Source organism: Pseudonocardia sp. SID8383 (assembly GCF_009864975.1).
Taxonomy (GTDB): Bacteria; Actinomycetota; Actinomycetes; order Mycobacteriales; family Pseudonocardiaceae; genus Pseudonocardia; species Pseudonocardia alni.
This window is the reverse complement of record NZ_WWFY01000917.1, coordinates 17,386-31,303: the sequence shown is the minus strand read 5'-3', so window position 1 is coordinate 31,303 and position 13,918 is coordinate 17,386. Positions and strand designations below refer to the sequence as shown.

General features: G+C 73.4%; 10 protein-coding genes. 2 read left to right on the top strand and 8 right to left on the bottom strand.

Translation table 11 applies throughout. The features are described from left to right. Positions 1-173: 173 nt before the first annotated feature. The 8 genes from GTW08_RS21870 to GTW08_RS21835 all read right to left on the bottom strand — a co-directional run bounded on the left by GTW08_RS21870 (position 174) and on the right by GTW08_RS21835 (position 10,680). Entirely contained in the window at positions 174-2,645 is a 2,472-nt protein-coding gene (locus GTW08_RS21870) for a GcvT family protein (RefSeq protein ID WP_073576177.1), read from the bottom strand. 32 nt (positions 2,646-2,677) lie between these two features. After that, complete coding sequence (locus GTW08_RS21865; RefSeq protein ID WP_073576178.1) at positions 2,678-3,334, bottom strand: sarcosine oxidase subunit gamma; 657 nt, start codon at positions 3,332-3,334, stop codon at positions 2,678-2,680. Then, positions 3,324-6,110, bottom strand: coding sequence for a 2Fe-2S iron-sulfur cluster-binding protein (locus GTW08_RS21860; protein WP_073576179.1), 2,787 nt, complete (start codon positions 6,108-6,110; stop codon positions 3,324-3,326). Before GTW08_RS21860 ends, GTW08_RS21865 begins: the two co-directional genes overlap by 11 nt. Then, positions 6,107-6,397: a sarcosine oxidase subunit delta gene (locus GTW08_RS21855; protein ID WP_073576180.1), complete on the bottom strand. Its 291-nt coding sequence runs from the start codon at positions 6,395-6,397 to the stop codon at positions 6,107-6,109. Before GTW08_RS21855 ends, GTW08_RS21860 begins: the two co-directional genes overlap by 4 nt. A gap of 17 nt (positions 6,398-6,414) precedes the next feature. Continuing rightward, entirely contained in the window at positions 6,415-7,686 is a 1,272-nt protein-coding gene (locus GTW08_RS21850) for a sarcosine oxidase subunit beta family protein (protein ID WP_073576181.1), read from the bottom strand. After that, a complete protein-coding gene (glyA, locus tag GTW08_RS21845) occupies positions 7,683-8,987 on the bottom strand; it encodes a serine hydroxymethyltransferase (protein WP_073576182.1) in 1,305 nt (434 codons plus the stop codon). The genes GTW08_RS21850 and glyA overlap by 4 nt, the downstream gene beginning before the upstream one ends. Before the next feature lie 170 nt (positions 8,988-9,157). Next, the gene (locus GTW08_RS21840; RefSeq protein ID WP_073576183.1) at positions 9,158-10,327 is read right to left on the bottom strand and encodes an NAD(P)/FAD-dependent oxidoreductase; all 1,170 of its coding nucleotides are present in this window, start codon (positions 10,325-10,327) and stop codon (positions 9,158-9,160) included. Next, positions 10,327-10,680 carry a bifunctional 3-phenylpropionate/cinnamic acid dioxygenase ferredoxin subunit gene (locus GTW08_RS21835; protein WP_073576184.1) on the bottom strand — a complete coding sequence of 118 codons (354 nt, stop codon included), beginning with the start codon at positions 10,678-10,680 and terminating at the stop codon, positions 10,327-10,329. The genes GTW08_RS21840 and GTW08_RS21835 overlap by 1 nt, the downstream gene beginning before the upstream one ends. Before the next feature lie 324 nt (positions 10,681-11,004). Here GTW08_RS21835 and GTW08_RS21830 point away from each other — a divergent pair, with 324 nt between their 5' ends. Continuing rightward, complete coding sequence (locus tag GTW08_RS21830; protein ID WP_073576185.1) at positions 11,005-12,444, top strand: MFS transporter; 1,440 nt, start codon at positions 11,005-11,007, stop codon at positions 12,442-12,444. A gap of 97 nt (positions 12,445-12,541) precedes the next feature. Next, positions 12,542-13,915, top strand: a complete 1,374-nt coding sequence (locus tag GTW08_RS21825) for an L-serine ammonia-lyase (RefSeq protein ID WP_073576186.1) — start codon at positions 12,542-12,544, stop codon at positions 13,913-13,915. Positions 13,916-13,918 lie beyond the last annotated feature (3 nt).

Genomic DNA, 13,918 nt, shown 5'->3' with positions numbered 1-13,918 from the left:
GAGGTGCTGGCCCGCCGTCGCGCCGCCGCCCGGGGCGGGGACGCGGGCGGCCAGGTCCCAGAGGAACCGGTCCAGGGTGTCGGAACGCATGGGGTCCTTCCGTGCGGCGGTGCGACGGGGGTGGCACGTCGGGGCCCGGGGCCCCCGGGGGGGCCGGCCCCGGGCCGTGCGGGTCAGCGCCGGATGCGGCTCATCTCCGGGTCGAACAGCGGCTCGGCCGCGACCGAGGCGCGGATCCGCCGGTCGAAGTACTGGATCTCGACCGCTCCCCCGACCGGCAGCCCTGCGGGCAGCCAGGCGTAGGCGACCGGGGTGCCCAGGGTGTAGGCGTACGCCGCGGAGGTGACGTAGCCGGCGGGCTCGCCGTCGACGAACACCGCCTCGTGGCCGAGGACGACGCTGCGGCCGTCGTCGATCGTGAGGCAGGTCAGCCTGCGGGTGACGGCGTCGGGGTCGATCTTCTCGACGGCTGCGCGGCCCACGAATTCGCCCTTGGTGTGCGGGCGGACCGCGAAGCCGAGACCGGCCTCGTACGGGTTGTGCTCGGTGGACATGTCCGCGCCCCAGGAGCGGTAGCCCTTCTCCAGCCGCAGGCTGTCGAACGCCGCGCGCCCGGCCGCGACGACGCCGAGCGGGCGCCCGGCCTCGTACAGCACGTCCCACAGCTTCCGGCCGTACTCGGCGCTGGTGTAGATCTCCCAGCCGAGCTCGCCGACGTAGGACAGCCGCATCGCCGTCACCGGGATGCCGGCGATGTGCGCGGACTTCGCGCGGAAGTACTTCAGCCCCTCGTGGGAGAAGTCGTCGCCCGACAGCGGCTGCACCAGGTCGCGGGCCAGCGGGCCCCAGACGCCGATGCAGCAGGTACCGCCGGTGATGTCGCGGACGACCACCGAGTGGTCGTCGGGCAGCGCACGCCGCAGGTGGTCGAGGTCGAGGTGGGAGTTCGCGCCGACCTGGAACAGCTGCTCGCCCAGCCGGGCGACGGTGAGGTCGCTGCGGACGCCGCCGGCCTCGTCCAGCATGAGGGTGTAGGTGACCGCGCCGACGGACTTGTCCATCGTGCCGGTGGTCAGGCCCTCCAGGAACGCGCACGCACCCGGCCCGGACACCTCCAGGCGCTTCAGCGGGGTCATGTCGTACATCGCGACCGCGGTGCGGGTCCGCCACGCCTCGACCGCGACGACCGGCGAGTGGAACATCGCCGACCACGCGTCGCGGGACGGGGCACGCCACTCGGCGGGCAGGTCGTTCGCCAGCACCGCGTTGGCCTCGTACCAGTGCGGGCGTTCCCAGGCGTGGGACTCCAGGAAGAACGCCCCGAGCTCGCGCTGGCGGTCCACGAACGGGCTGGTCCGCAGGTCGCGCGGGGACAGCTTCGGCTGCAGCGGGTGCAGCACGTCGTAGATCTCGATGAAGTTCTGCTGCGAGGTCTCGTCGACGTAGGCGTCGGTGGTCTCGACCTCGTCGAAGCGGTGCACGTCGCAGCCGTGCAGGTCGAGCTCGCTGCGGCCCTCGACGAGCAGCTGCGCGACCGAGCGGGCGACGCCGGAGGAGTGGGTGACCCACACGGCCTCGGCGATCCAGAAGCCGGCGACGTCGGCGGACTCGCCGATCAGCGGGCCGCCGTCGGGGGTGAAGGAGAAGACCCCGTTGAAGCCGTGCTCGATCTTGGAACGCTGCAGACCGGGCAGCAGCTGCGTGCTCTGCTCCCACTGCAGCGCGAAGTCGTCGGAGGTGAAGGGCAGCATCGAGGGCTGGGTGCGCTCGCCTACCTCGCCGTCGCCGACCTCGGGCAGGTCGGAGATCGACACCGGCATCGGGCGGTGGGCGTAGGAGCCGATGCCGATGCAGTCGTCGTGCTCGCGGTAGTAGAGGTCGGCGTCCTGGTGGCGCAGGATCGGCAGCCGCGCCTCGATCAGCTCGTCGTTGCGGCCGACGAGCTGCTCGACCTGGGTGGTGCGGGCGTACTGGTGGGCCAGGGGCAGCAGCGGCACCCGCATCCCGACGAGCTTTCCGAGCTCGCGGCCCCAGAACCCGGCGCAGGACACGACGATGTCGGCGGGGACGGTCTCGCCGTCGGCGGTCTCGACGCCGGTGACCCGGCCGCCGGACTGCGCGATGCCGGTGACGCGCACCGAGCCGCGGAACACCGCGCCGCGGGACTCGGCACGCCGGGCCAGCGCGACGACCGCGCGGGCCGCCTTGGCCAGGCCGTCGGTGGGGGTGTGCAGGCCGCCGAGGACCTGATCGGCGTCGAGCAGCGGGTGCAGCCGCGCGCACTCGGCGGCGTCCACGACCGACGCCGGGACCCCGCGGGAGACCGCCCAGCCCCGCTTGCGGTGCAGGTCGGCGAGCCGCTCCGGGGTGGTCGCGACCTCCAGGCCGCCGACCTGGTTGAAGCACCAGCCGCCGTCGACGTCCAGGCTCGTCAGCTTCTCGACGGTGTAGGTCGCGAACGCGGTCATGGTCTTCGACCCCGTGGTCTGGAAGACCAGGCCGGGGGCGTGCGAGGTGGAACCGCCGGTCAGCGGCAGCGGCCCCTGGTCCAGGACGGTGACGTCGGTCCAGCCGCGGGTGGTGAGCTCGTCGGCCAGGTTCGCCCCGACGATCCCGGCTCCGATGATGACGACACGGGGGGTCATGGTGGTCTCCTTCTGCGTGGTCGTCGGGCGGGTCAGCCGGCGAGGGCCGGCGACGCGGCGGGGTCGGCGGCGGGGTCGTCGCGGAACTCCTGGGCGGCGTCGAGCAGCCAGTCGGCGAGGTGGCCGGCGAACGAGCTGCGGACGTGCACGTCGAGGACCGCTCCCCCGTCGGCGTCGGCGGCGGCGTCACGGGCCAGGAGGAGCACCCCCGCCCCGCCGAGCAGCGTCTGGGCGCTGCGCCCGGCCGGGAAGGAGCGCGGGTGCAGATCCAGCGAGCAGCCGAAGGACAGCAGCTCGCGGGTCAGGCGCCCACCGATCCGCAGCACGACCCGCTGGGCGGAGGTGTCGACGGCGGCGCCGCCCGCCTCCCCGGCGACGAGCTCGCGCAGCGCCGCCTCGGACACCGCGGCGTTCCCGGAGCGGCTGGTGACCAGCCACTCGTCGGGGCCGAGCCAGACGACCTCGCCGTCACCGGCGGCGACCCAGGTGTTGGGCCGGGTCGGCAGGCCGGCCCCGAGCGCGGCGTCGACACCGGCACGGGCCGGGCCCGCCGGGTCGAGACGCAGGGTCACCGACTGCGCGGTCGGCAGGACCTCGGCTGAGAGGCCGCCGTCGGTGTCCCGGGCGAGCCCGGTCAGTGCCGTGGCGTGGGCGTCGAGCGGGTGCGTGGTGGCGAGCTCAGCCGTCACGGCGGGCTCCTTCCGGGTCGACGAGGACGGGTCCGGTGATCTCGACCGGGACCAGCGCCCCCTGGTGCGGGACGTGCACGACGTCGCCGATGCGGTCGCGGCCGCCCTTGAGCAGGGCCAGCGCGAACGGCCGCTCCAGCTCCGCGGACAGGTAGCTGGACGTGACGTGGCCGAGCATCGGGACCGGCGGAGGGGGCAGGGTGCCGTCGGGCGAGAACTCGACGATCTGCGCCCCCTCGGGCAGTCGGGTGCCGCGGTCGGTGGGGAGCAGCCCGACCAGGTGCTTGCGCAGCGGGTCGGAGTTCAGCGGGCGGGCGAAGGAGCGCTTGCCGACGAAGTCGACCTTCTTCTTCGACACCGCCCAGCTCATCCCCAGGTCGTGCGGGGAGACGGTGCCGTCGGTGTCCTGCCCGATGATCGGGTAGCCCTTCTCGGCGCGCAGCACGTGCATCGTCTCGGTGCCGTAGGGGGTGATGCCGTACGGCTCGCCGGCCGCGACCAGCCGCTCCCACACGGCCAGGCCGTACCGGGAGTCGACGTTGACCTCGAACGCCAGCTCGCCGGAGAAGGAGATCCGGGCCAGCCGGACCGGCACCCCGTCGAGCTCGGTGTCGCGCCAGGTCATGAACTCGAACGCCGCGGCGGAGGCGTCGACACCGGGGAACACTGCGGAGATCACGTCGCGCGAGCGGGGCCCGACGACCGGGAACACCGCCCAGTGCTCGGTGACCGACGTGAGGTTCACCTTCAGGTGCGGGACCTCGGTCTGGCGCCAGTCCTCCAGGTGGCCGAGCACCGAGGCGGCGCCGCCGGTGGTCGTGGTGAGCAGGAACCGGTCCTCGGCGATGCGGAGCACGGTGCCGTCGTCGGTGACCATGCCGTCGTTGCCGCACATGACGCCGTAGCGGACGCGGCCGACCTTCAGGCTGCTCATCAGGTTCGTGTAGACGAGGTCGAGGAACGTGTCCGCGTCCGGGCCCTGGACGTCGATCTTGCCGAGCGTGGAGCCGTCCATGATCGCGACGTCGCGGCGGGCCGCGGCGCACTCGCGCAGCACCGCGGCATCCATGTCCTCACCGGCCCGCGGGAAGTGGCGGGGCCGCTTCCACTGGCCGACGTCCTCGAACACCGCGCCGTGTGCGACGTGCCACGGGTGCACCGCGGTGGTGCGGACCGGGTCGAACAGGTCCCCACGCTCGCGGCCGGCGAGCGCGGCGAACGACACCGGGGTGTAGGGCGGGCGGAACGTGGTGGTCCCGAGGTCGCCCGCCGGGCGGCCCAGCAGCTCCGAGGTGATCCCGGAGGCGATGGTGCCGGAGGTCTTGCCCTGGTCGTGGGCGGTGCCGATGGTGGTGTAGCGCTTCACGTGCTCCACCGAGCGGAGCCCGGCGCCGACGGCCCGCTCGATGTCGGCGACGGTCGCGTCCCGCTGGACGTCGACGAACTGGCGCGCGGAGTCGCCCGCGGTGCGCCACAGCACCAGGCCGGGGGTGCGCGCGGGCTCCGGGGCGCAGCTCGGGGCGTCGCCGCCCGCGCCCTCGGCCAGGCAGCCCGCCAGGTCGAGGATACCGTTCGCGGCGCCGATCACCTCGGTGCCCGCGATGTCGGCGCCCGGCCGGAAGGCTCCCAGACCGGAGTCGAAGACCAGCTGTCCGCGCACATGGCTGAACAGGTGCGCGGTGGGCGTCCAGCCACCGGAGACCAGCAGCAGGTCGCACGCCAGCACCTCGGTGCCGTCGCCGGTCGCGACGTGCGCGGCGGACACCCGGCCCGCGGCGTCGCCGTCGGAGCCGACGACGGTGGCGCCGGCCGTCACGGTCACCCCGGCCTCGGTGCACTCCCGCGCGCGCTCGGTGGGCGGCGTGGCGCGGGCGTCGACGAGGGTGACGCGCGCCCCGGCCCCGGCCAGGTCGGCGGCGGCGAGGTAGGCGGCGTCGTCGGTGGTGAACACGACGACCTCGCGTCCGGCGAGCACGCCGTAGCGGTGCAGGTACTCCCGCGCCGCGGACGCGAGCATGACACCCGGCCGGTCGTTGTCGGCGAACACCACGGGGCGCTCGATCGCGCCGGCCGCGACGGCGACCCGCCCGGCCCGGATCCGGTGCACCCGCTGGCGGGACCGGTGGGTGGGGGCGGCCGCGCCGAGGTGGTCGGTGCGCCGCTCCAGGGCCAGGACGAACCCGTCGTCGTAGTGGCCGAAGGCGGTGGTGCGCTGCAGCTGGCGCACCTCGGGGTTCTCCGCGAGCTCGGCGACGACGTCGGCGACCCAGCGGTGCGCGGCGCGCCCGTCGATCCGGTCGGTCGGGACGAGCGCGCCACCGGCCTCCGGACGGTCGTCGACGAGCACCACGCGGTCGCCGCGGCGGGCCGCGGTGCGTGCGGCGAGCAGCCCGGCCGGGCCGGCGCCGATCACCAGGGTGTCGCAGTGGGCGTGGCGACGGTCGTACCGCGCGGTGTCGGGCACCGTCGCGAGCCGGCCCTGCCCGTTCAGGCCGCGGGCGACCAGGCCCTCGTGGAGCTCGACGGTGGCGGCCTGCAGCATCGGCTCGGGGAACGGCTCCTCGACCTGCACGAGGCCGACCGGGTCCTCGGTCCAGGCCCCGCCGATACCGCGCGGGCGGCCGAGCTTGACCGAGCCGCCCAGCACGGTGACCCCGTTCGCGAGCAGCGCGGAGGCCAGCGTGTCACCCGGGTGGCCGGTGTAGGTGGTGCCGTCGAAGACGAAGGTCAGGGTGCGGGTCCGGTCCACGCGACCGAAACCGTCGACGCGGGTCATGCTCGGGCCCCCGGGATCTGCGGCCGGGCCCCGCCCATCGGGTAGACGGCGAGGAACCGGTAGGTGTGGGTGTCGCGGACGGCGTTGAACCAGCGGCGGCAGCCTGCGGAGTGGTTCCAGCGCTCGGCGAACGGGCCTTTCGGGTTGTCCCGGAAGAACACGTAGTGCGCCCACTGCTCGTCGTCGAGCTCGGCCGGCGCGGCCGGGTACTCGACGTGGGCCTGGCCGCCGTAGTGGAACTCGACCTCCTCGCGGGGGCCGCACCAGGGGCAGTCGATGAGTTGCACGGTGGCGGCTCCTGGGGTCAGTGGGCGACGCCGGCGGCGCCGTGCTCGTCGACGAGCGCGCCGGTGACGAACCGGTCGAGGGCGAACGGGGCGATGTGCGGGTGCAGCTCGTCGGTGGCGATGGTGTGGGCCAGGCACCAGCCCAGCCCGGGCGTCACCTTGAAGCCGCCGGTCCCCCACCCGGAGTTGACCAGCACGTTGGAGTACGGCGTGCGGCCCACGATCGGCGATGCGTCCGGGGTGACGTCGACGATGCCCGCCCAGCTGCGTAACAGGTGCGCCCGCGCGAACACCGGGAACAGCTCGACGGCGGCGGCCATCTGCCGCTCGATGATGTGGAAGGCGCCGCGCTGCCCGTAGCCGTTGTAGGAGTCGACGCCGGCGCCCATCACGAGCTCGCCCTTGTGCGCCTGGGAGACGTAGACGTGCACCGCGTTCGACATGACGATCGTCGGATGCACCGGCTCGAGCAGCTCGGACACCAGCGCCTGCAGTGGGTGCGACTGCAGCGGGGTGTCCACGCCGAGCCGGTCGAGCAGGGTCGAGGTGTGCCCGGCCGCGCAGAGCGCGACCTGCCCGCACGCGATGTCGCCGCGGCTGGTGCGGATCCCGGTGACCCGGGCGTTCCCGTCCTCGACCGAGCCCTCGGTGACGAAGTCCAGCACCTCGCAGTCCTGGATGAGGTCGACCCCGGCGGAGTCGGCGCGACGGGCGAAACCCCAGGCGACGTAGTCGTGCTTGGCGATGCCGGCCCGGGGCTGGTAGGTCGCGCCGAGCACCGGGTAGCGGATGTCGTGCGAGACGTTGACGATCGGACAGATCTTCGCGACGTCGTCGGGGCCGAGGTACTCGGCGTCGATCCCGTTGAGCCGGTTCGCCTCGACCCGGCGGACCGAGTCGCGCACGTCCTGCTCGGTGTGGGCGAGGTTCAGCACGCCGCGCTGGGAGAACAGGATCGGGTAGCCGAGGTCCTCCTCCAGCCCCTCCCACAGCTTCAGGGCGTGCTCGTAGACGAAGGCCGACTCGTCCAGGAGGTAGTTGGAGCGGATCAGCGTGGTGTTGCGGGCCATGTTGCCGCCGGCGAGCCACCCCTTCTCCAGCACCGCCACGTTGGTGATCCCGTGGTTCTTGACCAGGTAGTGGGCGGTGGCCAGACCGTGCCCGCCGCCGCCGACGATGACCACGTCGTAGGAGCGCTTCGGCTCGGGGTTGCGCCACAGGACGTCGGGGTGCTCGGGCAGGTGCGCCCCGGGAGGCGTGTTCCCGGTGCCGGTCTTCTCGGTGCTCATGCCGTCAGCTCCGGGTAGAGGGGGTGGCGGTCGGCGAGGACGGTGACGCGGGCGGCGAGCTCGTCGAGCTCGGCGTCGCCCGCGTCGGGGCGCAGGGCGCAGGCGATGATGTCGGCGACCTCGGTGAAGTCCTCGGCATCGAAGCCGCGGGCGGCCAGCGCGGGGGTCCCGATCCGGACCCCGGAGCTCACCATCGGCGGGCGCGGGTCGAACGGGACGGCGTTGCGGTTGACGGTGATGCCGACCCGGTGCAGCCGGTCCTCGGCCTGCTTGCCGTCGAGCTCGGAGTCGCGCAGGTCGACCAGGACCAGGTGGACGTCGGTGCCGCCGGAGACCACGCCGACGCCGGGCTCGGTCGCCAGCCGCTCGGCGACGATCCGGGCGCCGGACAGGGTGCGCTGCTGCCGCTCGGCGAACGCGGGCTCACCGGCGAGCTTGAACGCGACGGCCTTGGCCGCGATCACGTGCTCCAGGGGGCCGCCCTGCTGGCCGGGGAAGACCTGCGAGTTGAGCTTCTTGGCGAGCTCGGCGCGGGCCAGGATGATGCCGCCGCGCGGGCCGCCGAGGGTCTTGTGGGTGGTGCTGGTGACGATGTCGGCGTACGGCACCGGCGACGGGTGCAGCCCGGCCGCGACGAGCCCCGCGAAGTGCGCCATGTCGACCATCAGGTACGCACCGACCGCGTCGGCGATCTGCCGGAACTCGGCGAAGTCGAGCTGCCGCGGGTAGGCCGACCAGCCGGCGATGATCAGCTTCGGGCGGCGCTCGTGGGCCAGGCGCTCCACCTCGGCCATGTCGACGCGGTGGTCCTCGGCGCGGACGTGGTAGGCCGCGACGTCGTAGAGGCGGCCCGAGAAGTTGAGCCGCATGCCGTGGGTGAGGTGCCCGCCGTGGGCCAGGTCGAGGCCCAGGATCGTGTCGCCCGGGTCGAGCAGCGCGGCCATGGCGGCCGCGTTGGCCTGGGCGCCGGAGTGCGGCTGGACGTTCGCGTAGTCGGCGCCGAACAGCGCCGTCACGCGGTCGATGGCGAGCTGCTCGATGACGTCGACGTGCTCGCAGCCGCCGTAGTAGCGGCGGCCGGGGTAGCCCTCGGCGTACTTGTTGGTGAGCACCGAGCCCTGCGCCTGCATGACGGCCAGCGGGGCGAAGTTCTCGCTGGCGATCATCTCCAGGGTGCCGCGCTGGCGACCCAGCTCGGCGGCGACGGCCGCGTGCACCTCCGGGTCGGTCTCGGCGAGCGTCCCGTCGAGGACCCCCGTCGCACCGTTCGACGGACCCCGATCCACGGCGGACGTCGTCATGGGCACCTCCAGATATCTTCTCCAGCAGACTGATATATCAACTGTCTACGGTCAGACTCGCACGGCACTCCCGGCAGGTCAAGAGGCTGATCGTGGTACGCGCGAGCGGGTCCGGACACGCCTGCGGCGCAGGTCCTCGTGAGGACCTGCGCCGCAGGTGACGTGCCGGGTCAGGCGAGCCGTTTCGCCAGCTCCCGGCGCATCCGCCCGAAGGGCCGGGGACGGTCGACGCCGAGCACGCCGACGGCCTCCCCCGCGGCGTCGAGGAACACGGCGAGGAACCCGCCGTCGGCCCCGGGGTCGCCGTCGTCGATCCGGACCGAGCCGTCCGCGGCCCGGTGTCCAGCGAACTGGATGCTGTGCCCGTACTGGTCGGACCAGAAGTAGGGCACCGCGTGGTGGGCCGGCAGCGAGTGCTCGGTCCCGAGCAGCGCCGCAGCCGCGACGGACGGCTGCTGCAGCGCGTTGGTCCAGTGCTCCAGGCGCAGCCGGGAGCCGGTGTAGTCGCGATGGGTGCTGGCGCAGTCCCCCACCGCGACGACGCCGGGCAGGGTCGTGCGGCCCGCGGCGTCGGTGACGACCCCGTCGTCGAGGTCGAGGCCGGAGCCCTCCAGCCACTCGACGTTCGGGATCGCACCGATCCCGACCACGACCACGTCGGCGGGCAGCGCGCGGCCGTCGGTGAGTTCGACCCCGGTGACCCGGGGCGATCCGACGAGCCGGGCCACCCCCGTGCCGAGGTGCAGCGGCACCCCGGCGGCGGCGTGCAGGCGGCCGCAGGCGGTGCCCATCTCGGGCCCGAGGGCCCGCTGCAACGGCACCGGGGCGGCCTCGACGATCGTGACGTCCAGACCGAGGCCGTGGGCGGTCGAGGCGACCTCGGCCCCGACGAACCCGGCGCCGATCACCACCAGCCGCCGGCCCGGGACGAGGTCGGCGCGCAGGGCGCGGGCGTCGTCGAGGGTGCGCAGGGTGTACACCCCGCCGGGCAGCTCACCCGGCAGGTTCCGGGCGCGGGCGCCCGTGGCGAGCACGACGGCGTCCGCCGAGAGAGTCGAGCCGTCGTCGAGAGTGACGGTCCGGGTCGGGCCGTCGAGGGCGAGTGCGGTGCGGCCGAGGCGCCAGACCACGTCGAGCGCGGCGTCGTCGTCCTCGGTCAGGGCGATGGCGTCCTCGTCGGAGATCCCGGCGAGGAACTCCTTGGACAGCGGAGGGCGGTCGTAGGGGACGTGCTTCTCGTCGCCGACGACCGTGATCGTCCCGGTGAAGCCCTGGGCGCGCAGGGCTCGCGCCGTGGCGAGGCCGGCGAGCGAGGCGCCGACGACCGTGACGTCACGCATCAGGTGCTGGCCTGTACGCCCGGGCGGACGCCGGTCGCGGCACCGGAGGCGGGGGCCGACTCGACGACGTGGACCACACCGTCGGCGATCACCACCTGGTGTGTGCGGACGGGGGTCTTCGCGGGCGGGCCGCTCGGCATCCCGGTCCGCAGGTCGAAGCAGGCCGCGTGCAGCGGGCACTCCACCGCGCAGTCCTCGAGCCATCCGTCGGACAGCGAGGCGTCCTGGTGGGTGCACGTGTCGTCGATGGCGTAGAGATCGCCGTCGACGTTGAAGACGGCGATGGGCACCGTCCCCTGGACACGAACGGACTCCCCGACGGGGAGGTCGGACAGCTCGCCCACGAAGATCATGCTTCCTCCACTGTTGCCTATAGCGAAACTCGCCATGCCATGCGCAACCGTATGGTGAGGCCGCAGGTCGCAGCCGTCAACGAGCGATTTCTCGGCCGGCCCGGACAGGGCCCCGGCGTCACGACGTGGAAATGCGAGCAGCTGTCCCCGGTGACCGGAACACCCCCGGAACCGGCACCAGCACATTCCGGGCCACCCGTCGACGAAAGATATATCACTCGTGGATACGTGACACCATGGTCGCGAGGATGGTGGTGTGGCGACACTGCATCGCCACGTCGGCGTGGCTGCCGCGGCGCGGCCGATCGACCCGAGGAGACCCGCATGTCCGACGGACCGCGCAGGCCCCGGCGCCGCGGCCCGGTCGCGGTCGAGGAGGAGCGCACGGTCCGACGGGCGGCTGCGGCGGCCTCGGTCGGCAACGTCGCCGAGTGGTACGACTTCGGCCTCTTCTCCTTCCTCTCCGCGGTGGTGCTCAACCGGGTCTTCTTCCCGGAGGCCGGCGAGTGGTCGCTGGTGCTGACCCTCGCCACGTTCGCGGCCGCGTTCGTCGTCCGGCCGCTCGGCGGGTTCGTGTTCGGACCGCTCGGGGACCGGATCGGCCGCACCCGGGTGCTCGCGTTCACGGTCCTGCTGATGACCGTCGCGACGCTCGCGCTGGGCTTCGTGCCCTCCTACGAGACGGCCGGGATCGCCGCGCCGCTGCTGGTCCTGCTCATCCGGATGCTGCAGGGCTTCTCCGCGGGCGGGGAGTACACCGGCGCGCTGACCCTGGTCGCGGAGTACGCGCCCGACCGCCGTCGCGGGTTCTTCGGCAGCTGGCTGGAGTTCGGCACGATCACCGGCTACACCCTCGGCGCGGGCGTCTGCGGCGTGCTCGTCGCGGTGCTGCCCGAACAGGACCTGCTCGCCTGGGGCTGGCGGATCCCGTTCCTGCTCGCCCTCCCCCTCGGGGTGGCCGGCATCTACCTGCGGATGCGGCTGGAGGACACCCCGGCGTTCCGGCAGCTCATGGAGCGCTCCCCCGCGCTCGCGACGATGCCCTACCGGCGGGCGATGCAGATCCTGGTCCGCCGCTACCGGACACCGGCCCTGGTGACCGCGGCGCTGGTGGTCGCCTGGAACGTCACCAACTACGTGCTGACCAACTACATGCCCACCTACCTGACCGGGACACTCCCCCGGCACGGGCAGCACGGCGCGTCCGGGGCCGCCACCGGCGCGATGCTCGTCGCGGTCATGCTGGTCATGCTGTGCGTGATCACCGCGGTGGGCAGGCTCAGCGACCGGGTCGGCCGCAAGCCGGTCCTGATGGTCACCAGCCTGACGCTGGTGGCCGTGGGGCTGCCCGCGGTCCGGCTGATGCGCGACGGCATGATCGGCCAGTTCGTGGGCCTGCTGCTGATGGCCACGGTGCTGGTCGGCTTCGCCGCGGTGCTGCCGTCGACACTCCCCGCGCAGTTCCCGACGATGGTCCGCTACGGCGGCCTGGGCGTGGTGTTCAACCTGTCGGTGTCGCTGTTCGCGGGCACCGCGCCGACGCTGATCGAGACCGCCGTGACCGCCACCGGCAACCTCGACTGGCCGGGGTACTTCCTCGTCGCCGCGGGCCTGGTCGGCGTGGTCGGCGTGGTGTTCCTGCCCGAGACCGCGGGCCGCCCGCTGGCCGGGGCGGCACCACTGACCTCCAGCGCGGACCTGCCCCCGCCGCCGCTGTCGCCCGAGGGCGTGCCGCTCGAGCAGCCCTACGACCACACACGCTGACCCCGCCGCGGATCGACCGCGGCACCCTCTTGGCACGATTGATATATCAGTCTAACATCGTCGCCATGACCAGAGGCCGGCGTGGATCGGAGCGACCGTGAGCACCTCCGTGTTCGACATGTTCACGGTCGGGATCGGACCCTCGAGCTCGCACACCGTGGGCCCGATGCGGGCCGCGGCCCGGTTCGTCGCGCGGCTCGCCGACTCGGGCGAGCTGCCCCGTACCGCGTCGGTGCGGGTCGAGCTGTTCGGCTCCCTCGGCGCGACCGGGCACGGCCACGGCAGTGTGAAGGCCGTCGTACTCGGGCTCGCCGGGCACGAGCCGCACCTCGTCGACCCGGTCGGCGCCGACCCGATGGTCGCCGACGTCCGCGCCGGGGGCCGGATCCACCTCGGCGGGACCCACGAGATCACCTTCGCCCCCGACGACGACGTGGTCCTGCACCGCAACCGCCGGCTCGACTTCCACTCCAACGGCATGCTGCTGCAGGCCTTCGACGACGGCGGCGCCGTCCTGGACAAGCGCGAGTACTACTCGGTGGGCGGCGGCTTCGTGCTCGACTCCGACGAGGCGGGCCGCCCCGTCCTGGTGGAGGACGCGACCCCGGTCGCCCACCCCTTCACCACCGGCGACGAGCTCCTCGGACTCACCCGCACCCACGGGCTGTCGATCTCCGACATCATGCTGGCCAACGAGCTGTCCCGGCGCACCGAGGACGTGGTACGCAGCGAGCTGCTCCACATCTGGTCGGTGATGCAGGAGTGCGTCGAGCGCGGCGCCCGCACCGGCGGCACGCTGCCCGGCGGGCTGAAGGTCCGGCGCCGGGCGATGGCGCTGCGCGAGCGGCTGGAGGCCGCGACCGGCGAGCCGGACGCGCTGCACGCGATGGAGTGGGTGACGCTCTACGCCCTCGCCGTCAACGAGGAGAACGCGGCCGGCGGGCGCGTCGTCACCGCCCCCACCAACGGCGCCGCCGGGATCGTCCCGGCCGTGCTGCACTACGCCGAGCGCTTCCTGCCCGGCTTCGACGACGACTCCGTCGTCCGGTTCCTGCTCACCGCGGGAGCGGTCGGGATGCTGTTCAAGGAGAACGCCTCGATCTCCGGCGCCGAGGTCGGCTGCCAGGGCGAGGTCGGGTCGGCCTGCGCGATGGCGGCCGCCGGGCTCGCCGAGATCATGGGCGCCACCCCGGAGCAGGTCGAGAACGCCGCCGAGATCGGCATCGAGCACAATCTCGGGCTGACCTGCGACCCGGTCGGCGGGCTCGTGCAGATCCCGTGCATCGAGCGCAACGCGGTCGCCTCGATCAAGGCCATCACCGCGGCGCGGATGTCGGCGCACGGCGACGGGATGCACCACGTCTCGCTGGACACGGCCATCACGACGATGCGGGAGACGGGCGCGGACATGCAGGACAAGTACAAGGAGACCGCCCGCGGTGGTCTCGCGCTGAACATCGTCGAGTGCTGAGCC

Coding starts and splice junctions, on each gene's coding strand:
- GTW08_RS21870 (WP_073576177.1), bottom strand. CDS start 2,645: ATGACCCCCCGTGTCGTCATCATCGGAGCCGGGATCGTCGGGGCGAAC.
- GTW08_RS21860 (WP_073576179.1), bottom strand. CDS start 6,110: ATGACCCGCGTCGACGGTTTCGGTCGCGTGGACCGGACCCGCACCCTG.
- GTW08_RS21850 (WP_073576181.1), bottom strand. CDS start 7,686: ATGAGCACCGAGAAGACCGGCACCGGGAACACGCCTCCCGGGGCGCAC.
- glyA (WP_073576182.1), bottom strand. CDS start 8,987: ATGACGACGTCCGCCGTGGATCGGGGTCCGTCGAACGGTGCGACGGGG.
- GTW08_RS21840 (WP_073576183.1), bottom strand. CDS start 10,327: ATGCGTGACGTCACGGTCGTCGGCGCCTCGCTCGCCGGCCTCGCCACG.
- GTW08_RS21835 (WP_073576184.1), bottom strand. CDS start 10,680: ATGATCTTCGTGGGCGAGCTGTCCGACCTCCCCGTCGGGGAGTCCGTT.
- GTW08_RS21830 (WP_073576185.1), top strand. CDS start 11,005: ATGTCCGACGGACCGCGCAGGCCCCGGCGCCGCGGCCCGGTCGCGGTC.